At 47.9% G+C, this 26305-nt stretch carries 17 protein-coding genes and 4 pseudogenes; 16 read left to right on the top strand and 5 right to left on the bottom strand.

The genetic code is table 11. The annotated features are described in order from the left end of the window. The first annotated feature begins 131 nt into the window (after positions 1 to 131). The 9 genes and pseudogenes from ndk to der all read left to right on the top strand — a co-directional run bounded on the left by ndk (position 132) and on the right by der (position 9507). A complete protein-coding gene (ndk, locus tag CS022_RS11455; RefSeq protein WP_129122388.1) occupies positions 132 to 557 on the top strand; it encodes a nucleoside-diphosphate kinase in 426 nt (141 codons plus the stop codon). A gap of 197 nt (positions 558 to 754) precedes the next feature. After that, a complete protein-coding gene (locus CS022_RS11450; protein WP_129122387.1) occupies positions 755 to 1876 on the top strand; it encodes a bifunctional tRNA (adenosine(37)-C2)-methyltransferase TrmG/ribosomal RNA large subunit methyltransferase RlmN in 1122 nt (373 codons plus the stop codon). A 30-nt stretch (positions 1877 to 1906) separates the two neighbouring features. Continuing rightward, entirely contained in the window at positions 1907 to 2665 is a 759-nt protein-coding gene (gene pilW / locus CS022_RS11445; protein WP_201746263.1) for a type IV pilus biogenesis/stability protein PilW, read from the top strand. Continuing rightward, on the top strand, positions 2655 to 3662 hold the full coding sequence (gene rodZ, locus CS022_RS11440; RefSeq protein ID WP_129122386.1) for a cytoskeleton protein RodZ: 1008 nt from the start codon (positions 2655 to 2657) through the stop codon (positions 3660 to 3662). The genes pilW and rodZ overlap by 11 nt, the downstream gene beginning before the upstream one ends. A 14-nt stretch (positions 3663 to 3676) precedes the next feature. After that, positions 3677 to 4791, top strand: a pseudogene (gene ispG / locus CS022_RS11435) (flavodoxin-dependent (E)-4-hydroxy-3-methylbut-2-enyl-diphosphate synthase). A gap of 83 nt (positions 4792 to 4874) precedes the next feature. After that, positions 4875 to 6143, top strand: a complete 1269-nt coding sequence (gene hisS, locus CS022_RS11430; RefSeq protein ID WP_129122385.1) for a histidine--tRNA ligase — start codon at positions 4875 to 4877, stop codon at positions 6141 to 6143. An 11-nt stretch (positions 6144 to 6154) separates the two neighbouring features. Beyond that, positions 6155 to 6756, top strand: a pseudogene (locus tag CS022_RS11425) (YfgM family protein). A gap of 9 nt (positions 6757 to 6765) precedes the next feature. Beyond that, positions 6766 to 7923 carry an outer membrane protein assembly factor BamB gene (bamB, locus tag CS022_RS11420; RefSeq protein WP_129122384.1) on the top strand — a complete coding sequence of 386 codons (1158 nt, stop codon included), beginning with the start codon at positions 6766 to 6768 and terminating at the stop codon, positions 7921 to 7923. Positions 7924 to 8013: 90 nt separating this feature from the next. Then, positions 8014 to 9507: a ribosome biogenesis GTPase Der gene (gene der, locus CS022_RS11415; protein WP_129122383.1), complete on the top strand. Its 1494-nt coding sequence runs from the start codon at positions 8014 to 8016 to the stop codon at positions 9505 to 9507. 551 nt (positions 9508 to 10058) lie between these two features. On the opposite strand, the gene xseA is transcribed toward der, so the two are convergent. Then, complete coding sequence (xseA, locus tag CS022_RS11410) at positions 10059 to 11390, bottom strand: exodeoxyribonuclease VII large subunit (RefSeq protein WP_129122382.1); 1332 nt, start codon at positions 11388 to 11390, stop codon at positions 10059 to 10061. 166 nt (positions 11391 to 11556) lie between these two features. Here xseA and guaB point away from each other — a divergent pair, with 166 nt between their 5' ends. The 3 genes from guaB to CS022_RS11395 all read left to right on the top strand — a co-directional run bounded on the left by guaB (position 11557) and on the right by CS022_RS11395 (position 15541). Further along, on the top strand, positions 11557 to 13023 hold the full coding sequence (guaB, locus tag CS022_RS11405; protein ID WP_129122381.1) for an IMP dehydrogenase: 1467 nt from the start codon (positions 11557 to 11559) through the stop codon (positions 13021 to 13023). A gap of 77 nt (positions 13024 to 13100) precedes the next feature. Then, the gene (guaA, locus tag CS022_RS11400) at positions 13101 to 14678 is read left to right on the top strand and encodes a glutamine-hydrolyzing GMP synthase (protein ID WP_129122380.1); all 1578 of its coding nucleotides are present in this window, start codon (positions 13101 to 13103) and stop codon (positions 14676 to 14678) included. Between the two features lie 353 nt (positions 14679 to 15031). Then, positions 15032 to 15541, top strand: a complete 510-nt coding sequence (locus CS022_RS11395) for a cytochrome b (RefSeq protein ID WP_129122379.1) — start codon at positions 15032 to 15034, stop codon at positions 15539 to 15541. Between the two features lie 78 nt (positions 15542 to 15619). On the opposite strand, the gene fghA is transcribed toward CS022_RS11395, so the two are convergent. Both fghA and CS022_RS11385 read right to left on the bottom strand, forming a co-directional pair. Then, entirely contained in the window at positions 15620 to 16465 is an 846-nt protein-coding gene (gene fghA / locus CS022_RS11390) for an S-formylglutathione hydrolase (RefSeq protein WP_129122378.1), read from the bottom strand. A 53-nt stretch (positions 16466 to 16518) separates the two neighbouring features. Beyond that, positions 16519 to 17649, bottom strand: a complete 1131-nt coding sequence (locus tag CS022_RS11385; RefSeq protein WP_129122377.1) for an S-(hydroxymethyl)glutathione dehydrogenase/class III alcohol dehydrogenase — start codon at positions 17647 to 17649, stop codon at positions 16519 to 16521. 181 nt (positions 17650 to 17830) lie between these two features. Here CS022_RS11385 and CS022_RS11380 point away from each other — a divergent pair. Further along, positions 17831 to 18735, top strand: a pseudogene (locus CS022_RS11380) (LysR substrate-binding domain-containing protein). Between the two features lie 12 nt (positions 18736 to 18747). Beyond that, positions 18748 to 19269, top strand: a complete 522-nt coding sequence (gene tadA, locus CS022_RS11375) for a tRNA adenosine(34) deaminase TadA (protein WP_129122376.1) — start codon at positions 18748 to 18750, stop codon at positions 19267 to 19269. 3 nt (positions 19270 to 19272) lie between these two features. Here tadA and CS022_RS25330 read toward each other — a convergent pair whose 3' ends face one another. Both CS022_RS25330 and mltF read right to left on the bottom strand, forming a co-directional pair. Continuing rightward, a complete protein-coding gene (locus CS022_RS25330) occupies positions 19273 to 19434 on the bottom strand; it encodes a hypothetical protein (RefSeq protein WP_201746262.1) in 162 nt (53 codons plus the stop codon). Between the two features lie 618 nt (positions 19435 to 20052). Then, positions 20053 to 21464: pseudogene (mltF, locus tag CS022_RS11370) on the bottom strand (membrane-bound lytic murein transglycosylase MltF); the annotation flags it as partial. Between the two features lie 328 nt (positions 21465 to 21792). Here mltF and purL point away from each other — a divergent pair. Beyond that, the gene (gene purL / locus CS022_RS11365) at positions 21793 to 25701 is read left to right on the top strand and encodes a phosphoribosylformylglycinamidine synthase (protein ID WP_129122375.1); all 3909 of its coding nucleotides are present in this window, start codon (positions 21793 to 21795) and stop codon (positions 25699 to 25701) included. A gap of 166 nt (positions 25702 to 25867) precedes the next feature. Beyond that, on the top strand, positions 25868 to 26206 hold the full coding sequence (glnB, locus tag CS022_RS11360) for a nitrogen regulatory protein P-II (RefSeq protein WP_129122374.1): 339 nt from the start codon (positions 25868 to 25870) through the stop codon (positions 26204 to 26206). Positions 26207 to 26305 lie beyond the last annotated feature (99 nt).

Here is a 26305-nt window from a genome sequence, read left to right as displayed (position 1 = left end):
CGGTTCCGTCATGACTGCCTAGGGCTGTTGGCGGGACTTTGCTACTCTTGCACAGAAATTTATCGTGATGGCAGTTCTCCTGAATAATCAGTTGGGCGCCAGTACGGAAGAAAGAACACAGGAAAATAAGAATGACTTTAGAGCGTACTTTTTCAATTGTTAAGCCCGATGCTGTCGAACGCAACCTTATTGGTGCTATTTACCATAGAGTAGAGAGCGCAGGCATGCGAATTGTTGCTGCGAAGATGCTGCGTCTGACGAAAGAGCAGGCTGAAGGTTTCTATGCTGAGCACCAAGGAAAACCTTTCTTCGAGAAACTGGTTAACTTTATGATGTCTGGTCCAATCATGGTTCAGGTATTAGAAGGTGAAAACGCCATTGCACGTTACCGTGAGCTGATGGGGAAAACCAACCCTGAAGAAGCGGCGTGTGGAACGTTGAGAGCGGACTATGCTGTCAACTATACGTTTAACTCGGTACATGGTTCTGACAGCCCAGAGTCAGCTGCGCGTGAAATCAGCTACTTTTTCGCAGCTGAAGAGCTATGCGATAGATAATATTACTCAGTACCAATACCAGCGAGTATTTTTAAAAAAGGGGAGTTTTACTCCCCTTTTTGTATTTAAAGATATTTCAGGTTATAAATCCAAAGAGGCAACAGGTGGAATCCCTAAGATAAAGGCTGTACAATTTCGCGCCTTCATTCAGGCATGAAGCCAGTTTCCACCTATTTTATTTTTCACGAGGCAATCCGATGACAACGGAAAAAATTAATCTACTTGATTTTGATCGACAAGCACTCCGCGCTTTTTTTGCGGATGAGCTGGGCGAGAAAGCATTTCGCGCCGATCAGTTAATGAAGTGGATTTACCATTTTGGTTGTGATGACTTTGATCAAATGAACAACATCAATAAAAAGCTTCGTGAAAAACTCAAAGGCGTTGCTGAAATTCGCGCACCTTACGTCAGCGCAGCGCAGCATTCGTCTGATGGCACGATCAAGTGGGCAATGAAGGTCGGAAATCAGGATGTTGAAACGGTCTATATCCCGGAAGACGATAGAGCAACACTCTGTGTGTCCTCGCAAGTAGGGTGTGCGTTAGATTGTAAATTCTGTTCGACCGCACAACAGGGTTTTAACCGTAATCTGAAAGTTTCAGAAATTATTGGTCAAGTTTGGCGGGCTGCAAAAGAAATTGGTGTTGAGAAAGAAACTGGCCGTCGCCCTATTACCAATGTGGTAATGATGGGAATGGGTGAGCCCCTTTTGAACGTCAAGAACCTTTTACCCGCATTGAATCTGATGCTCGATGACTTTGGCTTTGGTTTATCGAAACGCAGAGTGACTGTCTCTACTTCCGGTGTTGTGGCAGGGCTTGACCAAATGACAGGCAATATTGATGTTGCGCTGGCGATTTCATTGCATGCGCCGACCGATGAACTTCGCAGCCAAATCATGCCAATCAACGATAAATATAATATTGAGACGTTTTTAGGTTCAGTCAGACGCTATATTGCCTCATCTAATGCCAACCGTGGCCGCGTGACCGTAGAATATATTCTCCTCGATCATGTCAATGATGACATGGAGCATGCGCGTCAGCTCGCAGAGCTGCTAAAAGATACGCCAGCGAAGATAAACCTGATTCCCTTTAACCCTTATCCTGGTTCACCATATAAAAAACCAAGTAACTCTCGCATCGATCGTTTTATGAAGACCTTGATGAAGTACGAGTATACGGTAACGGTTCGTAAGACACGTGGTGATGACATTGACGCGGCGTGTGGACAATTAGTCGGGGATGTGATTGACCGCACTAAACGGACACAAGGCAGGCTGACTGTAGAGGAACAAATCCCTGTAAAGTCAGTCTGAAAGAAAGACTGGCAGTTGTAGGGAGAGATAATGCTTCGCTTGCGGTTATGTTTTGTTCTGGTTGTGGCAGTATTGACTGGTTGCGTCACAGTTACGGAAGAGAAAAGTCCATCAGGTTCTGATACCATTCAAAAAGCGGAGTCGAGAATTGCGCTGGGCTTGGGCTATCTCAAGGCAGGCCAGTGGCAATCAGCCAGACGAAATATTGAACTTGCCGTTCAATATGCTCCGAAGTATTACCGTTCTTTGATGTCTTATGCTTATCTGTTGGAGGAAATGGATGAGCTTGATGCAGCGGAGAAACAATACAAGAAAGCGCTACGTTATTCGCCGAAAAACGGAGACGTTCAGAATAACTATGGCGTTTTTTTATGTCGTCTCGAAAGATACGACGAAGCACAGGCTGCTTTTGCTAACGCGATAGCTCAGCCATACTATTACAAAACATCAGGAAGTTACGAGAACGCAGCACTTTGCGCTTTGAAATTCGGTGATATGCAACTGGCCAGGGAGTCATTTGAAAAGGCACTGAGCCACGAACCAAATCGACCTCTTTCAACGCTGCAACTTGCGAAGCTTGAACTTGAGGATGGCGAGTACAACGAAGCAAGATCGCGTCTTTTTTACTTTCACAAACGATACGGGTATCGTGCAGATAGTTTATACCTCCTGATTAAGCTGGAATCAGCGCAAGGACATAATATGGAGGTAGCGAGATATGCAGAAGTACTCGCTGGCCAATATCCAGAATCAAAAGAATATAGGCTGTATCTAGCGAATGAATACTGAACAGACCGAGAACAACGAGATAGATTTGGATGTGTCAAACCCCGGGACGGTGTTAAAAAAAGCCCGGGAGTCGATGGGGCTTTCTGTAAAAGATGTGGCTGACAGACTGCGTCTTCGCGTAAAAGTGATAGAAGACCTCGAAAGTAACACAGATACTGATAATCAAATACCTACCTTCACGCGTGGCTATATCCGCTCATATTCCAAGCTTCTTGGATTGGATGCTGATCAACTGCTTTCTGGTTTTGTGGTCGATGACGCTGCTGAACCCGATGTTCAGCAAATGCAGAGCTTTTCCAGAAAAACCAAAATTGAAAAGTCAGATACCCACTTGATGACACTCACATGGGTCATTCTCATTGTTGTCGTCGGATTATCTGCCTACTGGTGGTGGCAAGACCAGAACAGTAAAGCAGAGCAGGCTGAGCCAGAAATTATTGACGATTCCGTATCGCAGGTCGAGCCGGATCTGACACAGTTATCTGTCACCCCTGCTGATGATACTCAGCCTGAAACGCAAGGCGAAGAAACCACTTCTCAATCTGTTGCCGAAGTAACAACAGAGCAAAATTCAACAATGGAAGATGCGACAGCTTCGGTTTCAGCTAGTTCAGACGTTTCTTCGAATGAAGAAAAAGAGAGCATCGAGACTGATGTAACTCCGTCAGTTGAGACAACGGACCCTATCAATACGGCGTCTGCAGCCACCGCGAATAATGAAAATAACGCTGTTGATTCTGCGGTTGAAACGCCAACATTGTCAAAAGTTCTGATGGCATTCAGCGCAGATTGCTGGATTGATGTTCGTGATGGCAGTGGCAAACGCCTGGCAACAGGGATAAAATCTTCCGGCGACTCGTTGGAACTTTCCGGCACGCCACCTTTTAAATTTGTCTTGGGCGCGCCGACTGCTGTTAAGCTGACCTACAAAGGTGAGTCAGTAGATATGAGCAAGTTTCCATCGGGAAAAGTGGCTAGGTTCAGCCTTCCGAAGTAATTCAGAGTAAATTGATGCAAACAGAATCTCCAATTAAGCGCCGCCAATCGACCCGAATTTATGTTGGTGATGTACCTGTCGGTGATGGAGCGCCGATTGCCGTTCAGTCTATGACCAACACGCGGACAACAGACGTAGAGGCCACTGTTGGTCAGATCAAAGCCTTAGAAAAAGTTGGTGCAGATATTGTCAGGGTTTCCGTCCCGACCATGGAAGCTGCGGAGGCGTTTAAGCAAATTCGCGCATTGACGTCGGTCCCTCTAGTGGCAGATATTCATTTTGATTACCGTATAGCTCTCAAAGTCGCAGAGTATGGCGTTGATTGCCTTCGCATAAACCCGGGTAACATTGGTAATGAACAGCGAATACGCTCAGTCGTTGACGCTGCCCGTGATAGAAACATTCCTATCCGTATTGGTGTAAATGGTGGCTCTCTAGAGCGCGATTTACAGGAAAAATACGGTGAACCCACTCCAGCAGCCCTCGTTGAATCGGCAATGCGTCATGTTGATATCCTCGATCGCCTGAACTTTGATCAGTTCAAAGTTAGCGTTAAGGCGTCTGATGTTTTTCTGGCTGTTGAATCTTACCGCCAACTGGCAAAGGAAATTGATCAGCCTCTGCACCTCGGCATTACCGAGGCGGGTGGTGCGCGTGCAGGTTCGGTGAAATCTGCAGTTGGTCTGGGTATGTTGCTGAGTGAGGGAATTGGCGACACATTACGTATTTCTCTGGCAGCTGACCCCGTAGAAGAAATCAAAGTGGGATTCGATATCCTTAAATCGTTGAGAATACGTTCTCGTGGCGTGAATTTCATCGCTTGCCCGACGTGCTCCCGCCAGGAGTTTGATGTCATTGGTACCGTCAACGAGCTTGAACAACGTTTAGAAGATGTTGTTGTTCCCATGGACGTCTCTGTCATTGGCTGCGTTGTTAATGGACCAGGCGAAGCGAAGTGTCTCATATTGGTGTCGCTGGTAGCCACAAGCGCAGTGCATACTACGACGACGGAAAACGCCAGAAGGAGCGTTTTGACAACGGCAACCTGATTGATGAGCTGGAAGCCAAGATCAGAGCCAAAGCGGCGATGCTGGATACAGCTAACCGTATTGATATATCCGAAAAGTAGGAATATCCCAAATACTATCAAAGACGGTCGTCAGAGTTGACGGCCGTATTTCTTAATCATACAGATCGGTTTCGAGAGTAAACGTGGCGAAAACTATTCAAGCAATTCGGGGGATGAATGACTGTCTCCCAAGCCAAACGCCGTTATGGCAAAAAGTAGAAGCAACCCTTCGTAATGTAGCCAGTGCTTATGGTTATAGTGAAGTCCGCATGCCGATCGTAGAGTCTACCCATTTATTTTCACGCGCTATTGGTGAAGTCACCGATGTTGTCGAAAAAGAAATGTATACCTTTGACGACCGAAATGGCGATAGTCTGACACTGCGCCCTGAAGGCACAGCGGGTTGTGTGCGTGCAGGCATCGAAAATGGTCTTCTGTACAATCAAGAACAGCGTTTATGGTACATGGGGCCGATGTTCCGTCACGAGCGCCCTCAAAAAGGCCGTTATCGTCAGTTCCACCAATTTGGCGTTGAGGTATTTGGTCTGAATGGGCCTGATGTGGATGCCGAAATTATCATGCTCACATCGCGTCTTTGGCGCAAGCTGGGTATTGAGAAGCATGTGCGCCTTGAGCTGAACTCTATCGGTTCTCCGGAAGCGCGTGCAACATATCGTGAAGCACTCATTGCGTTTCTTGAGCAGCATGAATCTGTGTTGGATGAAGACTGCAAGCGCCGTATGCACACAAACCCTTTACGTGTTTTGGATACCAAAAACCCAGATATTCAGGCTGTGCTGGTGGATGCACCAAAGCTATCTGAATACCTGGATGAAGACTCACGCGCCCACTTTGCTGGTCTTTGTGCGTTGCTGGACAGTGTTGGTATCGAATATCAGGTCAATGAGCGTTTGGTTCGTGGTCTTGATTACTACAACCGTACCGTTTTTGAGTGGATCACAGAGAGTCTAGGTGCCCAGGGTACCGTCTGTGGCGGTGGCCGCTATGATGGTTTGGTTGAGCAGTTAGGCGGTAAGCCAACGCCGGGTGTTGGTTTTGGTTTGGGTATTGAGCGTCTGGTCTTGATGCTTGAAGAGCTCGAACTGGATCAAACACGTGCAGCAGTTGATGTATACGTAGTGACTGCAGGTGAGGGCACGTTAACGGCGGGTGTAACGCTTGCTGAGCAACTCAGAGAACAGGTTCCTGGTTTGCGTGTTATGACGCACTTCGGTGGCGGTAACTTTAAGAAACAGTTCAAACGTGCTGACAAAGTTGGTGCTTCTGTTGCTTTGGTTCTTGGCGAGAATGAGGTCGAGAACGGTCAGGTGACTTTCAAAGATTTGAAAGGTGGCGAGCAGCAGACCATTTCACAGGATGAAGTAGCCGGAAAACTGGCTCAATTGGTTTAAGAGGACAAAACGTGGACGTCAACACCACAGAAGAACAACAAGTCGAAGAGATTAAAAAGTGGTTTAAGGAAAACGGTAAAGCCGTGATTCTTGGAGCTGTTCTCGGTTTAGGCGGCCTATACGGCTGGCGCTATTATCAGGCCGATGTGATTTCTGGTCAGGAACAAGCATCCGACGCTTACAATCAGGTCATTTCTTCCCTCAATGAAGCGGAAGGTGAGAAAGCAGTCGAAGATTCATCAAAGCGAATGAAGGAAAAGCCTACGCAGCACTTGCTGCGCTTCAACTGGCTAAAAAGCAAGTTGAGGGTGGTGATCTGTCGGCGGCTACAGAGCAATTACGTCTTGTTCAGGCAACAGGTGACGAGGCGCTTAAAGCCGTCGCAACCTCTCGCCTTGCCCGCGTAGAAGCGGAATTGGGTAACTTTGACACCGCACTGTCAGAGCTCGATAAAGTCACTGCTGAGAGCTGGAAAGCAAATATTGCAGAACTTCGTGGCGATATCCTTGTCAGAAAAGGCGATGTTGATGCAGCGCGTGATGCGTATGCAGCATCAATTGCTGTGGCTGATAACAGCCTTGTACAGATGAAATTGGATAATCTTACCCAATAAGGTTGCTGAATGAGTAAGGGATTTAAACGTATTGCTGCAATGGCACTGTTAGCTGGTGTGCTTGCGGGTTGTGCTGGTGAGGAAGAGGCCGTTCAGATGGCTCCTTTGCCATTGGTAGACAGTCGCTTTGAGCCAACGTTACAGTGGTCTCAATCAGTCGGAGACGGTGTCGGGCGCTATTTCAGTGAGTTGGCTCCTGCGACCGCAAATGGCACTGTTTTCGCTGCAGATCGCGATGGGTCGGTGAAAGCACTCAGCGTTGAATCCGGTAAAGTACTGTGGTCTGTTAACCTTGGTGAAGATACTCCCGCACTCTTGTCCGGTGGTGTTACCGCTTCCGATGATAAGGTTTTCATTGGCTCGGAGCGCGGTATTCTTTATGCCTTAAATGCTGAGACAGGTGAATCGCTCTGGCAGGCTAATGTCGGCGGTGAGTTACTTTCTCATCCAGCGGTTGGCAATGGGCTTGTGGTTGTTAACTCGAGCGATGGCGCTTTGTCGGCGGTATCTGAATCGTCGGGTGAAGGTGTTTGGACACTGCCCAGTGATGTACCAACGCTGACTTTGCGTGGCAACAGTGCGCCGCATATTGCTCGTGATGGTGTTTTCTGGGGCTTATCAAACGGCAGAGTTGCAGCCGCCTTGGTAGAGCCGGGTCAGCTTGCATGGCAACGCTCCATTGCTGTTCCAAAAGGGGCGACAGAGATTGACCGTCTTGTTGACGTTGATGCGACACCTGTCGTAGTAGGTGATAGATTGTTTGCAATTGGTTACAATGGCCAACTTGTATCACTAGATATACGAAACGGACAGTTGAGCTGGCGTCGCAATTACAGCTCTGCCACCGATTTTAAGGTGGTAGGTAACCGTATCTTCTTGATCACAGCGAAAGATCACATTGTTGCAGTCGATGCCCGAAGCGGAACAGAACTTTGGAAGAACGCTGCGCTGGAATACCGATTACTGACTGCGCCCGCGGTGATTGATGATTATATCGTTGTTGGCGACAGTGAAGGGTATCTGCATTGGCTCGATCCGTTTTCCGGCGACTTCGTTGCTCAGCAAAAGCTGGACAGCAGTGGTATTGCTGTTGCGCCACTAGCGCTGGAAGACGGCTATTTGACTGTGACGAGAAATGGCAATCTGAAAAAGTTTCAGACGCCGTAAAAGCCAAAAGCTCTAAGTATTGTTCGGCTCCTGGCTGTAGTGGTCAGGAGCCGATGTTATTCATAAGTAGTTAAGAATTTAGAGGTCATTATGATTCCTGTAGTTGCCCTGGTAGGGCGTCCGAATGTTGGGAAATCGACACTCTTCAACCGACTGACACGTACCCGTGATGCGTTGGTCGCCGATTTTCCGGGATTAACAAGGGATCGTAAATACGGAAAAGCCCAACAGGGTGAGCACGAATTTATCGTTATCGACACCGGCGGTATTGATGGTACCGAAGAAGGTGTCGAAACCAAGATGGCTGAACAATCGCTGGCTGCGATTGAAGAGGCTGATGTTGTCCTGTTTATGGTTGATGGGCGTTCGGGTTTGACCGTTTCTGATGAAGCGATTGCACAGCACCTTCGCTCGCGCGAAAAGACCACATTCTTGGTTGTTAACAAAGTTGACGGTATCGACCCTGATGCGGCCAGTGCGGAATTCTGGCAACTGGGTATGGACAACATGTTCCAGATTGCTGCGGCTCATGGCCGTGGTGTTGCTGCACTTATTGATCGTGCATTGAAGCCTATTGCCGATGAAATGGCAGAAGACGACAGTGATGAAGAAGGCCTGATTGATCTTACTTCAGAGCACGATGTGGATATTGATGAAGAGGCACTGACGGAAGAGCAGGCTGAAGATGCATTACTTCGTTTGCAGAACCAACCTATTAAGTTCGGTATCATCGGTCGTCCAAATGTCGGTAAGTCTACGTTAACAAACCGTATTCTCGGTGAAGACCGTGTTGTAGTTTACGATATGCCGGGTACCACACGTGACTCTATCTATATCCCTATGGAGCGTGATGGCCGTGAGTATGTGATCATTGATACAGCGGGTGTACGTCGTCGTAAACGTGTCAGTGATAAAGTCGAAAAGTTCTCTGTCATCCAGACTCTGAAAGCCATTGAAGACTCTAACGTCGTGCTTTTGGTCATTGATGCCCGAGAGAACATCTCGGACCAAGACTTGAGCCTTCTTGGCTTTGCGCTCAATGCGGGTCGTTCGATTGTCATTGTGGTTAACAAGTGGGATGGTCTAGACAGCGAAGTGAAAGATCGTGTGAAGTCTGAACTCGACCGTCGTCTTGGTTTCGTTGACTTTGCCCGTATTCACTTCATTTCGGCGCTGCACGGTACTGGTGTTGGTCACCTGTTTGAGTCTATTCAGGAAGCCTACAAATCTGCTACTCAGCGTGTCGGTACGTCAATGCTTACACGCATCATGAAAATGGCGCAGGATGACCATCAGCCTCCAATGATTCGTGGGCGGCGTGTGAAGCTCAAATATGCTCACGCGGGTGGATACAACCCACCCATCGTGGTTGTTCATGGCAATATGGTGAAAGAGCTACCTGACTCTTACAAGCGCTATCTGATGAACTACTTCCGGAAATCTCTGGAAATCATAGGTACGCCGATTCGTATCCAGTTCCAGAGCAGTGATAACCCGTTTGAGAATAAGAAAGAGAAATTAACGGTATCTCAGACCCGTCAGCGCAAGCGTATGATGGACATGGTCAAGAACCGAAAAAAATAATTCAGCATCTCAGACCCGGCTCTTAACGCCGGGTTTTTTGTTTTTATCTCGCGCAAACATCTTTTTAGAACAGTTTTTTGATGATCGACAAGTCAGAAAACCAGATTTAAGTGATGAAGGTCACTCTATTGGTGAAATCGAAAGATCTGGTTTTATGTCGATTATCAGACTCCGTAAGTTGTTGAAATTTTCCGCACACTAAGTGTCATTTCAATTTACAAAAATCTTCCATTATTATTTTAAGTTGTAATAAATAGATTTTAATCCTTTTAAAAATCCAAATGCAGAATATGTAACTTATGCTTTCGGGATATGTATTGATAAATATTCTTTTTAGGGTAGATCGCTGATCATTAGCCAATAACAGCTCGGATCGCACGATCCATCGATGATCCTATTAATGCTTGTCACATTTTTTCCTGCTGAAGACTGGATAGATAAGAACGTTATCAACCGTGTCAGTTGATAACGTTAAGCGGACTATGGAATGGCAGTATTGGTGAAATCAGAAAAAGAAATACTTTGAAACACTGCGTCAGCGCCTGGTAAAGTTACAGCACTTTGGATTTGAATTTTCCATCTGGCAAGACAGAAACCACGGTTTGTCCTTCCGATACCTCTGAGACTGAACGAATGACTTTGCTGTTTTCTGATTGTGTAACAGAGAAACCTCTGGTCAGCGTTGCCAGTGGGCTCACAGCATCCAAGGTTTCCATTTTCAGCTGGATTGCATGGCGGTGGGCCGTGAGGTTCTTTTCCATCGCATCTTTCAGACGCTGCTGAAAGAAAATCAGCTCTCGCTGTTGTCTCTGTATGCCGTGAATCGGAGAGTGGCGTTGCAATTGCTGCTGGAGATTATCCAGTGTCTGGCTAACGCGTTGTACTTTCGATTGCATGGCAATGTTCATTCTCAGTGACAGCGCATCAATCTGTTGCTGCTGGCGTTCAATTTGTTTCTTCGGGTCTTGCAATGCCAATACATGGAATAGTCTGGTGAGTGAACGAGCCTGTCCATCCAGAAAACGTTCTATTTGGTTACCGAGGGAGGCAATCCGTTGTTGGATTTGCTGTTGCCGTAAACTGGTGTCACGGCTGACCAGTTCTGCGGCTGCAGATGGGGTAGGCGCTCTGACATCAGCAACAAAATCAGCAATGGTGACGTCCACTTCGTGCCCGACGGCACTGACAATAGGTATTTGGCTGGCAGCAATGGTTCTGGCGACGATTTCCTCATTGAAGCACCATAAGTCCTCCATTGAGCCACCACCGCGCCCCACAATAAGTACATCACATTCATCACGGGAATTCGCGCGTCCTATGGCCTGCGCAATTTCAATAGCGGCTCCATCACCTTGAACGAGTGTTGGGTAAATCACCACGGGCAATGAAGGGTCGCGCCGCTTAAGCACGTTGAGTATATCGTGTAGTGCAGCACCTGTTTTAGAGGTAATGATACCCACACGTTTCGGCTGTTCAGGTAATGTGCGCTTTTGGCTGGAAGCAAAAAGCCCTTCGGCGGAAAGTTGCATTTTCAGCTTCTCAAACATCTGCTTAAGCAGGCCTTCACCTTCCGGTTGCATGCTTTCAATGATTAGCTGATAGTCGCCCCGCGGCTCGTACAGCGAGAGTCTGGCTCTCACCAATACCTGATTACCGTTGGCGGGCTTGAATGTCACACGGCGGTTATTCCCTCGAAACATTGCACACTTAACCTGTGCCTGACTATCCTTCAAAGTGAAGTACCAGTGACCTGAAGTGGGAACGGTCAGATTGGAGATTTCACCAACCAGCCACACAATACCCATTTCATTTTCCAGGACTCTGCGCACTTCTGCATTGAGGTGAGAAACCGTATATATGCGGCTGTTACTGTCAGTATTCACGAGGCTAAAAACCGAAATTTGCTGTATGATAGATGCATGTTACTTAGCTGAATTTTTTATGCCAAACGTTTTCGTAAAAATGTATAGCCAAACGTTTGCGCCATGAGTATAATGCGGCGGCAATATTTTAGACTCCTCAAACAACTTATTGGCGTGAGATATTGCGATGTTACGTATAGCTAAAGAAGCTCTGACCTTTGACGACGTTCTGCTCGTCCCTGCACACTCTACTGTTTTGCCGAACACTGCCGAGCTACGCACTCGTCTTACGAAAAATATCACGCTCAATATTCCGATGCTGTCTGCCTCTATGGATACAGTGACAGAAGCACGACTTGCGATCGCACTGGCGCAAGAGGGTGGTATTGGCTTTATCCATAAAAACATGTCAATCGAGCAACAGGCTGAACAAGTTCGACTGGTTAAAATTTTCGAAGCGGGCGTTGTTTCAAACCCGGTTACAGTGACACCTGACCAGACAATTCACGATGTAAAGGCACTGACTGAAAAGCATGGTTTTGCAGGTTTCCCTGTGGTGACATCAGCGAACGAGCTGGTGGGCATTATTACCGGTCGCGACGTGCGATTTGAAACAGACTTGAACAAGTCAGTTGAAGAAGTGATGACGTCGAAAGATCGTCTGGCAACGGTTCAGGAAGGCGCAAGCCATGCAGAAGTACAACAACTGATGCAAAAGCACCGTGTTGAAAAGATCCTTGTTGTAAATTCTGACCATCACCTTAGCGGTATGATTACTGCGAAAGATTTCCAGAAAGCAGAGCGCAAGCCGAACGCGTGTAAAGACGAACTAGGTCGTCTGCGTGTCGGTGCTGCGATTGGTGCGGGTGCAGGTAACGAGGAGCGTGTAAAAGCCTTGGTTGAAGCAGGTGTTGATGTCCTGCTTGTCGATTCATCTCATGGTCATTCAGAAGGTGTTCTGCAACGTCTACGCGAGACCCGTGAGGCCTTCCCTGACCTGCAGATCATCGGTGGTAACGTGGCAACGGCTGAAGGTGCCCGTGCGCTGATTGAAGCAGGTGTTGATGCGGTTAAAGTCGGTATTGGCCCCGGCTCAATTTGTACAACCCGTATCGTTACTGGCGTGGGTGTCCCGCAAATCACTGCTATTTCTGATGCAGCTGCAGTTGCTAACGAATACGATATTCCAGTTATTGCTGATGGTGGTATTCGCTTCTCAGGTGACATGGCAAAAGCCATTGCTGCTGGCGCATCATGCGTGATGGTTGGGTCAATGTTTGCTGGTACGGAAGAATCTCCGGGCGAAGTTGAGCTGTATCAAGGCCGCGCATACAAATCATACCGTGGCATGGGTTCACTGGGTGCAATGTCAAAAGGCTCTTCTGACCGTTACTTCCAGAGTGATAACGCTGCTGACAAGTTGGTGCCAGAAGGTATCGAAGGCCGCGTTGCTTACAAAGGCCGTCTGAAAGAGATTGTTCACCAACAAATGGGCGGTTTACGCTCATGTATGGGCCTGACTGGCTCGGCGACAATTGAAGACCTTCGTACCAAAGCGCAGTTTGTACGTATCACAGGTGCTGGCATGAGTGAATCTCACGCTCATGATGTGACCATCACCAAAGAAGCGCCTAACTACCGTCTAGGTCAATAAACACCAGCCTGACACCTTATTTCAAGGGGCGCAGCGACTGCGCCTCTTTATCAATTCTTACATTGAGAACCGCAGAAATGACCAAAAATATTCACGATCAACGAATTCTAATCCTCGATTTTGGCTCCCAGTACACGCAACTTATTGCACGTCGTATTCGAGAAATTGGTGTTTATTGTGAACTCTGGAGCTGGGATGTTGATGAGCAGGATATCCGCGACTTTAATCCCAACGGTATTATTCTCTCGGGCGGCCCTGAAAGTGTAACTGAAGATAACTCGCCACGTGCGCCAGAATATGTTTTCACAGCGGGTGTACCTGTCTTGGGTGTTTGCTATGGCATGCAAACGATGTCAGAGCAGCTGGGCGGAAAAGTATCAGACTCTGATGAGCGTGAGTTTGGTTATGCGCAGGTCACTGTTCATAAGCCGGGTAGTCTGTTTGAAGGCATCGAAGATGCACTGACCGATGATGGCAAGGCTTTGCTGGATGTCTGGATGAGCCATGGCGACAAAGTGGTTGAAATCCCATCTGACTTCCACACAGTGGCGTCAACGGATACCTGTCCGTTCGCTGCGATGGCAAATGATGAGAAGCGTTTCTATGGCGTACAATTCCACCCAGAAGTGACGCATACACGCCAAGGCCTGCGTATGCTGGAGCGTTTCGTCATTGATATCTGTGGCTGTGAGAAGCTTTGGACCTCTGCGTCAATCATTGAAAACGCGGTTGAGCGTATCAAAGAGCAAGTGGGTGACGATGAGGTGATCCTCGGTTTGTCCGGTGGTGTTGATTCATCGGTTGTTGCGATGCTCATTAACCGCGCGATTGGCGACCGTCTGACCTGTGTATTCGTCGATAACGGTCTATTACGCCTCAATGAAGCTGAGCAAGTCATGGACATGTTTGGTGACCACTTTGGTCTTAACATCATTCACGTCGACGCAGAGCAGCGATTCTTGTCTGCGCTGGAAGGTATTTCAGACCCAGAAGCCAAGCGTAAAAAAATTGGTCATGTTTTTGTTGACGTCTTTGATGAAGAGTCGAAGAAGCTGAAAAATGCAAAGTGGCTGGCGCAGGGCACCATCTATCCTGATGTGATCGAATCGGCAGCGTCAAAAACCGGTAAGGCGCATGTGATTAAATCTCACCATAATGTTGGCGGTCTGCCAGACGATATGGAAATGGGACTCGTTGAGCCACTCAAAGAGCTGTTTAAAGATGAAGTACGTAAGATTGGCCTTGAGTTAGGTCTGCCTTATAACATGCTTTACCGTCACCCATTCCCTGGTCCTGGTCTGGGCGTGCGTGTTCTAGGTGAAGTGAAAAAAGACTATTGTGACCTGCTTCGTCGTGCTGATGCTATTTTCATCGAAGAGCTTCACAATGCTGACCTTTACAACAAAGTCTCTCAGGCGTTTACCGTCTTCCTTCCTGTTCGCTCTGTAGGCGTGATGGGTGACGGCCGTAAATATGACTGGGTTGTTTCACTGCGAGCTGTTGAAACTATCGACTTCATGACTGCGCACTGGGCGCACCTGCCATACGACTTCCTTGGTAAGGTCTCTAACCGTATCATCAATGAAATCGATGGTATCAGCCGTGTGGTTTACGATATTTCAGGCAAGCCACCTGCAACGATTGAGTGGGAATAAGGTTATCTGAAGTTGCATTGGTTCTTTATGATAAGGGCCAATAACTTCATCAAAATAAAGAACGCTATAGCCGGGCAGTTAACTGTCCGGCTTTTTTGTTTCACTCTCTTACCCTTTTGCCATGAATTAAAGATTTTTGGTATTTGAAATCATCAGACCTTAGTTCTTTCTACTAGAAGGTGGATGAGCTGTGCGCTCTTACTTATGAGACGTTTCGTGCGTTGAAGAATCAGCTGAAATCAGCAGTAATAAAGAGTTAAGAGAGTGAAGACTTAACGCGTTTTGTTACGTTAAATCCAATCACCTAACCGCTATTTACTGATTCATACTGATAACCATGAAAAGGAATGACGATGTCGAAGGCCGAGGAGAGTAAAAATAATAAAAACTATAGTCCCTTTGCTAAGTGCCTGCACTGGGGATTTGTTGCCTTGTTTTTGTATGGCGTGATAAAGCAGGTAGATAACCTCAGTCAGTTGGAAGACCGAGCGCTGCTGGTGTTTGAAATGGTATTTGCTGCGCTATTCTTTGTGTTGCTTGTAGTCCGTTTTGTTTATATGAAGAAAACCCAAATATCTTCTTTACCGGAAGATACTCCTCACTGGCAACAACTGGCTGCTCAAGGCCTCCACTATGGTATGTATGCAAGCCTTACTTTGATCGCAATAAGTGGAATGGGTATTGGTGTTCTGTTTTCACAGGGATTGAAAGAGGGGCTTCTTATCCAAGGTGTGGTAGCAATTCATGAAGTATCAGTAACATCGGCGTATTTGTTAGTCGCCATCCACATTGCGGCTGCAATTTATCATCGCTTACTGAAAGATGGCGTGTGGCGCTCTATGGTGCCTGTCTGGAAAGACTAGCGTTTCACTCAACAAAAAAAGCTGCCGTTGTAAGGCCGCTTTTTTGTGATCAATGCTGTTATTGAAGTAACTTTTCTATCAGGCCAGTAGGTGTTTAGCATGGAACCTAATATGGTCATCAATAAAGCTGGAGATGAAGTAATAACTATGGTCATATCCCGGTTGTATTCTCAAGTCGACCGGATAGCTAGCTTCTTCTGCGGCTGCTTGCAAAAGCTCAGGTTTTAACTGCTCTTCAAGGAATGAATCAGCATCCCCCTGATCGATAAGCATGGGCACATGTTGTTTGGCTTGTTTGATCAGCTCGCAGCTATCATATTCTTTCCAACTTTCTTTGTCTTCGCCAAGGTAATTGGCAAAAGCTTTCTGTCCCCAAGGAACATTAATTGGGTTCACAATGGGCGCGAAAGCGGATGCGGATGTGTAGGCTTCCGGATTTTTAAGTGCAATAGTCAAGGCTCCGTGGCCGCCCATACTGTGCCCAGTAATCGCCTTCACGTGACTGACCGGGAAGTGTGCTTCAATAACAACTGGAAGCTCTTTTACGACATAGTCGTACATATGGTAGAAGCGGTTCCATGGCGCTTCTGTCGCATTGAGATAAAACCCTGCGCCGATACCAAAATCATACGCTCCCTCAGGATCATCTGGAATACTGTCACCACGTGGGCTGGTATCCGGCGCGACAATGGCAATGCCCAGCTCTGCAGCAAGACGCTGCGCGCCACCTTTTTGCATCACATTTTCGTCGGTGCAAGTGAGACCAGAGAGGTAATAAAGGACGGGTACTTTGTTGGTTTCAGAGGCTTGCGGTGGGAGGTATATAGCAAAGCGCATGTCACAGTGGAGGGTACGAGATGTGTGAACGTACTGCTTATGCCAACCGCCAAAGCTACGGTTACTGCTGATTCTTTCTAAACTCATAACTTTTTTCTCGTGTCTGGCGGAAGCGGCTGCTCCCGCCGGATATCTATGGTTTATTTATTGTAGTGGATCACAGAACGGATACTCTTGCCCTCATGCATCAGGTCGAAGGCTTCGTTGACCTTGTCCAGACCCATGGTATGAGTGATGAAGTCATCGAGCTTAAACTCTCCTGCCATGTAACGCTCTACAATTTCAGGCAGTTCTGAGCGACCTTTTACGCCACCGAACGCAGAGCCACGCCACACACGACCCGTTACCAACTGGAATGGACGGGTTGATATTTCTTGTCCAGCGCCAGCAACACCGATGATGACAGATTCTCCCCAGCCTTTGTGGCAGCATTCGAGTGCCGAACGCATCACATTGACGTTACCGATACATTCGAACGAGAAGTCTACGCCGCCATCTGTCATTTCAACAATGACGTCCTGAATCGGCTTATCGAAGTTTTTCGGATTAATGCAGTCTGTGGCGCCAAGCTTTGTCGCCAGTTCGAACTTACTTTCATTAAGGTCAATACCGATGATGCGGCTTGCGCCTGCCATGGTGGCACCAATGATAGCGGAGAGACCAATACCGCCAAGACCGAATACCGCAACGGTATCGCCTTTTTGTACTTTGGCCGTTTTAAGAACAGCACCCATGCCCGTGGTCACACCGCAGCCTAGGAGACACACCTCTTCAAGCGGAGCATCTTTGTTCACTTTGGCCAGAGAAATTTCTGGCAGTACAGTGTACTCAGAGAAGGTAGAACAACCCATGTAGTGGTAAATAGGCTGGCCGTCTTTGTAAAAACGGGTTGTACCATCAGGCATCAAACCTTTACCTTGAGTTTCACGTATGCGTTGGCAGAGATTGGTTTTTCCTGATGTACAGAATTTACACGTGCCACATTCCGGCGTGTATAGAGGAATAACGTGATCGCCAACGGCAACGCTGGTGACACCTTCACCGACCTGCTCAACGATACCGCCGCCTTCGTGACCAAGTATTGCTGGGAAAATTCCTTCAGGATCATCACCTGAAAGGGTAAATGCATCGGTATGGCATACACCCGTTGCGATAATTCTTACCAATACTTCCCCTGCTTTTGGCAACATCACATCGACTTCTTCGATGCTTAGCGGCTTGCCTGCTTCCCAAGCGATTGCAGCTTTGGACTTAATGAACTGTTCTGTCATGATGTTCGTCTCGCTGTTATTGTGTGGGTGCTCACTGTCACCCTAGCTGAAAAATAACCCCTGCTTTGTTCTGTTTTTGACACAGATTATCTAGCCAGTTGTCGTCTGGTTTTTAGTATATTTATTTCATATGAAGTGATAATCCTCTATATTTGCAATTCACTTTTACCTAGAGGTAATAATGGTTACGTGGCAAGGCATTAATGAATTTGTAGCTGTGGCAGAAACGGGCAGTTTTACCAAAGCATCTGAGCGGGTCAGTGCTTCAACGGCACATGTCAGCAGGCAAATCAGTATTCTGGAAGAACGTCTTGGGGCAAGGCTCTTTCTCCGAACAACACGCAGTGTGTCGTTAACCGCGGAGGGAAAAGTCTACTATCAACATTGCCGTGTGCTGGTTGAGGGGTTGAAAGACGCCGAAACCGCGCTGACTGATCTTCGCGAAATGCCGAAAGGGACGATAAAACTGACTGCACCTGTGACCTACGGAGAGCAAGTCATTATGCCGTTAGTCATTGAGTTTATGGCTCAGTATCAGGATGTGAACGTTGAAGTGGTGTTATCCGATAAGCCACTTGATTTGGTTGAGACCGGATGTGATTTGGCTGTTAGGCTCGGACGCCTTGCGGATTCGTCGTTAATTGCCAAAAAATTAGCGACAAGGAAAATGATTGCCTGTGCATCGCCTATTTATCTGACCGAACGCGGCACACCGCATACCCTTTCAGAGTTGGAACATCACAATTGCCTTTGCGGCTATCGTGAGTATTGGCGCTTCCGGGAAAATGGCACAGAACGAAATGTCCGTGTTTCCGGTAGCTCCGCTGTAACAGTGGGCCTGCACTCTGTAATGCAGCGAAGAAGGGGATAGGGATCATTCAGCTACCCGATTATTACGTTAACCATGCGTTGAGAGCGGGGGAATTAGTGCAGGTATTACACTCTTATCAGGACGATGAAGAGGGAATATGGGCGTTGTTTCCGCATCGCCGCCTTCAACCGAGAAGGGTAAGGACGCTGGTGGATTTTTTTGCTCAACGATTAAATCAGTTAGAAAGTGATATACTCCCCGCCGTTTCAATTTAGTAGGTAATCTAAGTGACTGACGTGCACCAACAAGAAATCTTTATGCGAAGGGCGATGACGCTGGCTGAAAAAGCGGAAGCTGAAGGCGAAGTGCCTGTCGGTGCAGTACTTGTGCATGAAGGCCGTGTCATAGGTGAGGGCTGGAACCGTCTTATCGGTCAGCATGATGCCACCGCGCATGCCGAAATGATGGCATTGCGCCAAGGCGGTAAGGTTTTAGAAAATTACCGACTGCTTGATGCTGAGTTATACGTCACTCTTGAGCCTTGCCCCATGTGTGCAAGTGCAATGGTACATAGCCGAATTGGTAAAGTTTTCTTCGGTGCGCCCGACCCAAAAACAGGCGCTGCAGGCAGTGTAATGAACTTGCTCAGCTACGAGGGCGTGAATCACTGTGTTGAAATAAAAGGTGGATTGTTAGAAGAAGAATGCCGCGCTCAGTTACAAGCCTTTTTTAAACGTCGTCGAGCGGAGAAAAAGGCCGAAAGGCAGGCGCGAAACGGTATCAATGATTCTGATGGGCCTGCCCAATAGTTGTTAGTGATTATCTTCCAGCATTGCGAATTCTCGAAGTGAGAACGTACGTTGACGCCAGAGTACCTTTTTGTGCATGTTTGCACGCATTCTTTTACGGCGATTAGCCGCCATCATTGAACTGCGGTTAAAGCTGGATCTTGACTTGCTTCTTTGTGAAAACATATTTCAAATTCCATTCTGACAAGCGGGGCCAACTTAGCCCCATCGTGGTTTTAATAATACGTCATATTGATAACGTCTTCGTATGACTGAATGATGACATTGAGCAGATAATTACTTGCCAGGAATCGGCGGTGTGGATTCTTCCACCTTTTTATTATTAATTAATGGCGATTTCGACGGTGCATTCTTATAGGTACTGTTATTTCCTGTTGCTTGTCTTGCCGTTGGTTTTTGGCTGCTCTTTTCCTTCTCTTCTTTCTTTATCGTGTCTGTTTGCTTGTTGTCTGCTTTGCTTGGAGCGGTTGATTCTGCTTCTTTAGGCGGTGTTATAGTTTCATCATTTGACTTTTTCTCGCTGTCTTGAGCCTTTTCAGTCTGCTTTTTAGCTGATGAAGGCGACTGAACTTTGGCTGGCTCTTTTTTGGTTTCTTTCTTGGTGCTGCTAGCATTGACGTTCTTGGTCTTGACGTCATTTGTTTTTTCTTTCACCTTACCTGCTGCTGGCGTGGGCGTTTTCACCGGTTTTGTCGCTGCCACTTTCTCTTCTTTCGGTTTACTGGCTGGTATGACAGGTTTCGCATCATCAGAGTCAGTTTTGGTCACGATATCAGTCGTCGGTACGTTAATTGTCTTCAATCCATCCAAGTCGCCACTCGAAACAGGCTGACCTGCTTCAGCGAGCTTAGATTGCTCGTAACCGCTGATACTCTGATAGTAACGTCGAATATTCTCAACATAGCTGAGGGTTTCATAACCACGTGCGAATCCGTAACGCGTCTTGGTGTAATACTTACGTTCGGCGAGCATTGGCAGGCGCTTTTTCACATCACGCCATGAATTAGGATCACCACCTTGGCTGGTGGTGAGTCTTCTGGCATCCATTAAGTGACCAAAACCCACGTTGTACGAGGCGAGAGCGAACCAAATGCGTTCGTTTTCGTTCACGCTGTCGGGTATTCGTCGCATCATCTTGCCAAGGTATGCAGAGCCACCGCGAATACTCTGCTCAGGATCGAGTCGATTCTTAACGCCAACATCTTTTGCCGTCGGCTTAGTTAACATCATCATCCTCTCACACCTGTTGGAGAGACGGCGCGGGGGTTCCAGTGAGACTCTTGATACGCAAGGGCAGCAAGTAATCGCCAGTCAAACTCACCCGAATATTTTTTGAAAAGAGGCTCCCATTTTGGCAGCTTCTTCTCGATAGCGCGTAAAAATGCTCGGGTATCGACAAAGTCGAAGTTGTTAACGTGACCAAAGTATTTCTCTTCAAGTCGGGCAAGCTCACCGCTTTTTTTGATTTTTCCGAAAAACTCAATCATCAGTGCATAGAGGCTATCGTCAGCCTGCTTTTTCATAAACCATGCAATGGGTTCATCTTCTGAGAGTTCAAGTGCTACGGCGATATTCGGGTGCGTGCGCTGGATTAATGCGATGTCGACAGAATCTGCTATCGTAAAGTCGATTTCACCGGAAGCTATTTTCTTCAGAAGCTCATCATCGTCCGTGTCTGCCACGCTGTCCCATTTCAGATCAGGATATTCGCCTTTCAACGTCTGGAGTGTTAGCTCATGGCTTGAGCTGTCGACAACGACGATATTTGAGTCTTCCCTGATGAGATCTTTGACTTTTTTGGGGTGCCAATGACCGTTTTTATACACCAGTTGCTGACTGACTGAGTAGTAGGACGGGCCGGGTCTGAACGTATTCATTCTGTCTTTGGTCACGGTCAAACCAGCGGCGATAATGTCAACATCGCCGCGTTCAAGTGCCGGAAATAATCCTGATAGGGTGTAGGCGGGCTGCATTTCGAGCTTCAGTCCAAGACTGTCTGCAAAGCGCTGTGCGAGTTCGAAATCAAGGCCTGTAGGGCCGTCACGGTCAATATAGTAAGAGAGTTGATTGTTCAGAGTGCCAACACGAAGTACACCGCGATCGCGAATTTTTTCCAATTGGGTGCGGTCGTCATAGTCCCACTCACACCCTGCAACTAGCAAAACCAGTGAGGTAATGATAAGTGTATGAAAAATTTGAGTGACAGATCTGATGTTCAAAAAAAAGCCCACTTCTCTCTATTTTCTCCATTTATACCAGAGCAACTGTGCCGCGGAAAGTTCACCTACGGCTTCTGTGCGTTACAATGACCAGACCCGCATTTTTACAGCAAGATAAAAAAAACGCGCAAACGGTTGCGTCAGGTGTTACCTCAATTGGACTTTTACCCTATAATGGCGCCCGAATGGTGCGAAGGCGGCAAAAAAAGAAGTATTGACGTGACCTGATCTGCTACGGGCAGCCCGCAATCAGGTGGTCAGGCCAATATTCCTTTGATCAACCGCTAACGAGAGATGTACGCACATGGAAATTTTGCGTGGTTCCCCCGCTCTGTCCGAATTCCGAGTAAATAAGCTGATGGAAAGCTGCCGGGAGCTCGGTCTGCCTGTTTCTGGTATATATGCAGAATACGTCCATTTTGCTGATCTGGCTTCTGCGTTAAATGATGAAGAGCACAGTAAACTGTCTCAGCTACTCACTTATGGTCCAACAATCGAAGAACATGAGCAATCAGGTTTATTCTATCTGGTTACACCTCGCCCGGGTACTATCTCTCCATGGTCTTCAAAGGCGACAGACATAGCCATTAACTGTGGCCTGTCTCAGATTAAGCGTTTGGAGCGCGGCACAGCATACTACATTACCCTGACTGATACGCTAAATGCTGAGCAGGATCACGCACTGAAAGGTCTTATTCATGACCGCATGATGGAAAGTGTGTTTGCTGATCTTGAAGATGCAAGCGTACTGTTTACCGAAGCAACGCCGGCACCTCTGACACCGGTGGATGTTCTCGAAGGCGGTCGTGAGGCGTTGGTTGTCGCGAACACCGAGCTTGGCCTTGCTCTTGCAGATGACGAAATTGATTATCTGGTGGAAAGCTTTACCAAGCTAGGTCGTAACCCGAACGATATCGAACTGATGATGTTTGCGCAGGCTAACTCTGAGCACTGTCGTCATAAGATTTTCAATGCCGATTGGACCATTGATGGTGTTGAGCAGGGTAAATCGCTGTTCAAGATGATCAAAAACACTTACGAGAAGAACAGCTCTCACGTCCTTTCTGCGTATAAAGATAATGCTGCCGTCATGACTGGCTCTGAAGTCGGTCGCTTCTTCCCCGACCCTGAATCCCGTCAGTACAACTACCATCAGGAAGATGCACACATTCTGATGAAGGTGGAAACACACAACCACCCAACGGCGATTTCACCATGGCCGGGCGCATCGACAGGCTCAGGCGGTGAAATCCGTGATGAGGGCGCAACGGGTATTGGTGGTAAACCGAAAGCTGGCCTTGTTGGCTTTACGGTCTCTAACCTTCGCATCCCGGGCTTCGAACAGCCATGGGAAACCAACTTCGGTAAACCTGAGCGTATTGTTACTGCACTGGACATTATGCTGGAAGGTCCACTGGGTGGCGCGGCATTCAACAACGAATTCGGTCGCCCAAACCTGCTGGGATATTTCCGTACTTACGAAGAAAAAGTCACCTCACACAACGGTGAGGAAGTGCGCGGTTACCACAAGCCAATCATGATTGCTGGTGGTATGGGTAACATCCGTGACGAGCACGTGAAGAAAAAAGAAATTCCTGTTGGTGCCAAGTTGATTGTTCTGGGTGGCCCGGCGATGAATATCGGCCTGGGTGGAGGCGCTGCATCATCGATGGCATCTGGCCAGTCTGCGGAAGATCTGGATTTTGCTTCTGTTCAGCGTGAAAACCCTGAAATGGAACGTCGTTGTCAGGAAGTGATTGACCGCTGCTGGCAGATGGGTGAAGAAAACCCGATTGCCTTTATCCACGATGTGGGCGCGGGTGGTATCTCTAATGCTCTGCCTGAGCTGGTTGATGATGGTGAGCGTGGCGGTAAATTTCAGCTGCGTGATGTACCGAATGATGAGCCGGGTATGTCGCCGCTCGAAATCTGGTGTAACGAATCTCAGGAACGTTATGTCATGGCGGTGGCGCAAGAAAACATGGATGTCTTCGATGCTATCTGTAAGCGTGAACGCGCGCCATATGCTGTGGTAGGTGAAGCAACCGAAGAGCGTCACCTGACGCTGGAAGATAGCCACTTCGACAACACACCTATAGATATGCCAATGGATATTCTCCTTGGTAAGCCGCCGAAAATGCACCGCGATGTAGAAACCAAAAACGTTGAGGGTGTCGCGCTTGACCGTGCGGGCATTGATATTGAAGAAGCGACCAAGCGTGTTCTGAGATTGCCTTCCGTCGCGGAGAAAACCTTTCTCGTGACCATCGGTGACCGCTCAGTGACAGGTCTGGTTGCTCGTGACCAAATGGTCGGCCCATGGCAGGTTCCTGTTGCTAACTGTGCAGTAACTGCTGCAAGCTATGACAGCTACCACGGTGAAGCGATGTCGATGGGCGAGCGCACACCGGCAGCACTGCTTGATTTTGCAGCATCTGCGCGACTGGCTGTTGCTGAATCACTGACCAACATTGCCTGTGCCGATATCGGTGATTTGAACCGCATCAAACTGTCAGCAAACTGGATGGCAGCAGCAGGCCACCCGGGCGAAGATGCAGGTTTGTATGAAGCGGTTAAAGCTGTGGGTGAAGAGCTGTGTCCTGAACTTGACCTGACTATCCCAGTTGGCAAAGACTCTATGTCGATGAAAACCCGCTGGCAGGAGAATGGTGAAGATAAAGAAAATATCGCGCCACTTTCTCTAATTATTACTGCATTCGGTCGCGTTGAAGACGTTCGCAAGACGGTTACGCCGCAGCTTCGCACTGACAAAGGCGATTCCGCATTACTTCTGGTTGACCTTGGTCAGGGCCAGAATCGCTTGGGTGCAACGGCACTCGCGCAGGTTTACAAGCAGCTGGGTGACAAACCTGCAGACGTTGACAGCCCGGCGTTGCTAAAAGGTTTCTTCCATGCCATGCAAATCCTTGTTCGTGAAGAGAAACTACTTGCCTACCATGACCGTGGTGATGGCGGTTTGTACGTGACACTGGCGGAAATGGCATTTGCAGGTCACACAGGTATTGAAGTAGATATCAACACCCTGTCTGCCGATGGTCATTGCGATGACAACCTTGCCGCCTTGTTCAACGAAGAGCTGGGTGCGGTCATTCAGGTCAAATCTGATGATCTAGACCAAGTTCTTTCATCACTGGCGTCTCATGGCCTAGAGCACTGCAGCCATGTTATCGGTACGCTGAGTGATGACGATGTTGTTCGTGTCTGGAACGGTGACGAGCGCGTACTGGAACAAAATCGCACTGAACTTCGAACCACTTGGGCAGAAACGACTTATCAGATGCAAGCGATGCGCGACAACCCGGCTTGTGCGCAACAAGAGTTTGATGCGAAAGCCGACCTTACAGACCCAGGTCTGCAAGCTGAACTGACCTTTGATGTTCATCAGGATGTTGCTGCGCCTTTCATTGCTACAGGTGCACGCCCGAACATGGCGATTTTGCGTGAGCAAGGCGTTAACTCACACGTAGAAATGGCAGCAGCCTTTGATCGTGCAGGCTTTGACGCAACAGACGTTCATATGAGTGATGTGCTGGCTGGCAATGTCGGGCTGGAAGATTTCCACGGTCTGGTAGCGTGTGGCGGTTTCTCGTATGGTGACGTGCTGGGTGCAGGTGAAGGCTGGGCGAAGTCAATCCTGTTCAACAGTCAGGCGCGTGATGAATTCGAACGCTTCTTTACCCGTGATAACACCTTTGCATTAGGCGTGTGTAACGGTTGCCAGATGATGTCTAACCTTAGGGACCTGATCCCGGGTGCCGACCTGTGGCCACGATTCGTTCGCAATGAATCAGAGCGTTTTGAAGCGCGCTTTAGCTTGGTTGAGGTACAGTCTAGCCCGTCGTTGTTCCTTGATGGAATGGCTGGCTCAGTGATGCCAATCGCTGTCTCTCATGGTGAGGGACGTGTCGAGGTTCGAGGTACAGACCATCTTGCAGCGCTTGAGCAATCAGGCACTGTGGCACTGAGATACCGCGATAACTTCGGCAAGATCACCGAGACATATCCAGCGAACCCGAATGGCTCGCCAAATGGTATCACGGGTCTTACAACCACAGATGGCCGTTTCACTATCATGATGCCGCACCCTGAGCGTGTGTTCCGTACCGTGGCGAACTCATGGCATCCGGATAGCTGGGGTGAGGATAGCCCTTGGATGCGCATGTTCCGTAATGCACGCGTCAAAATCGGCTAAACATACGCATTTATTAATGAAAACCGCTGCTTTGACAGCGGTTTTTCTTTTTTTGAGATAGTACATGGCTGGGTTTTTATCTCTCAGCGGTTACAATGACACTAATGAATCGATTGGACATTTCCGGTAAAAGGGTGTCATTCCAGTTTTAATTAGGGAAGAAAACATGAAAAAGATCGAAGCGATCATCAAGCCGTTTAAGCTGGACGATGTCCGTGAAGCTCTGGCTGAAGTGGGTATCACAGGTATGACAGTATCTGAAGTAAAAGGATTTGGCCGCCAGAAAGGGCATACTGAGCTTTATCGCGGTGCTGAGTACATGGTCGACTTTTTACCGAAGGTAAAACTGGAAATCGTTGTTGCGGATGATGTCGCTGACCAATGTGTTGAAACCATTATGGAAACGGCACAAACGGGTAAAATTGGCGATGGTAAGATTTTCGTCACTGAAATTGAGCGTATTGTTCGCATCCGAACCGGTGAAGAAGATGAAAACGCCATCTAGTCTCTCGCTGTGAAGAAGAATGTGAAAAAAAGACAAATAAAAAAAGAGCGCTTCAAGCGCTCTTTTTTGTTGTCAGTTGACCCGTCAAGCCTAACTTGA

This window comes from Veronia nyctiphanis, assembly GCF_004116385.1.
In the GTDB taxonomy this organism is placed as follows: Bacteria; Pseudomonadota; Gammaproteobacteria; order Enterobacterales; family Vibrionaceae; genus Veronia; species Veronia nyctiphanis.
Note: the sequence above shows the minus strand (reverse complement) of the source record. Positions and strands in the feature narration are given on the sequence as shown.

What these genes read in the sequence shown, in the direction of transcription:
- ndk (WP_129122388.1), top strand. Translation starts at nt 132, where the DNA reads ATGACTTTAGAGCGTACTTTTTCAATTGTTAAGCCCGATGCTGTCGAA.
- CS022_RS11450 (WP_129122387.1), top strand. Translation starts at nt 755, where the DNA reads ATGACAACGGAAAAAATTAATCTACTTGATTTTGATCGACAAGCACTC.
- pilW (WP_201746263.1), top strand. Translation starts at nt 1,907, where the DNA reads ATGCTTCGCTTGCGGTTATGTTTTGTTCTGGTTGTGGCAGTATTGACT.
- rodZ (WP_129122386.1), top strand. Translation starts at nt 2,655, where the DNA reads ATGAATACTGAACAGACCGAGAACAACGAGATAGATTTGGATGTGTCA.
- bamB (WP_129122384.1), top strand. Translation starts at nt 6,766, where the DNA reads ATGAGTAAGGGATTTAAACGTATTGCTGCAATGGCACTGTTAGCTGGT.
- der (WP_129122383.1), top strand. Translation starts at nt 8,014, where the DNA reads ATGATTCCTGTAGTTGCCCTGGTAGGGCGTCCGAATGTTGGGAAATCG.
- guaB (WP_129122381.1), top strand. Translation starts at nt 11,557, where the DNA reads ATGTTACGTATAGCTAAAGAAGCTCTGACCTTTGACGACGTTCTGCTC.
- guaA (WP_129122380.1), top strand. Translation starts at nt 13,101, where the DNA reads ATGACCAAAAATATTCACGATCAACGAATTCTAATCCTCGATTTTGGC.
- CS022_RS11395 (WP_129122379.1), top strand. Translation starts at nt 15,032, where the DNA reads ATGTCGAAGGCCGAGGAGAGTAAAAATAATAAAAACTATAGTCCCTTT.
- fghA (WP_129122378.1), bottom strand. Translation starts at nt 16,465, where the DNA reads ATGAGTTTAGAAAGAATCAGCAGTAACCGTAGCTTTGGCGGTTGGCAT.
- CS022_RS11385 (WP_129122377.1), bottom strand. Translation starts at nt 17,649, where the DNA reads ATGACAGAACAGTTCATTAAGTCCAAAGCTGCAATCGCTTGGGAAGCA.
- CS022_RS25330 (WP_201746262.1), bottom strand. Translation starts at nt 19,434, where the DNA reads ATGTTTTCACAAAGAAGCAAGTCAAGATCCAGCTTTAACCGCAGTTCA.
- purL (WP_129122375.1), top strand. Translation starts at nt 21,793, where the DNA reads ATGGAAATTTTGCGTGGTTCCCCCGCTCTGTCCGAATTCCGAGTAAAT.
- glnB (WP_129122374.1), top strand. Translation starts at nt 25,868, where the DNA reads ATGAAAAAGATCGAAGCGATCATCAAGCCGTTTAAGCTGGACGATGTC.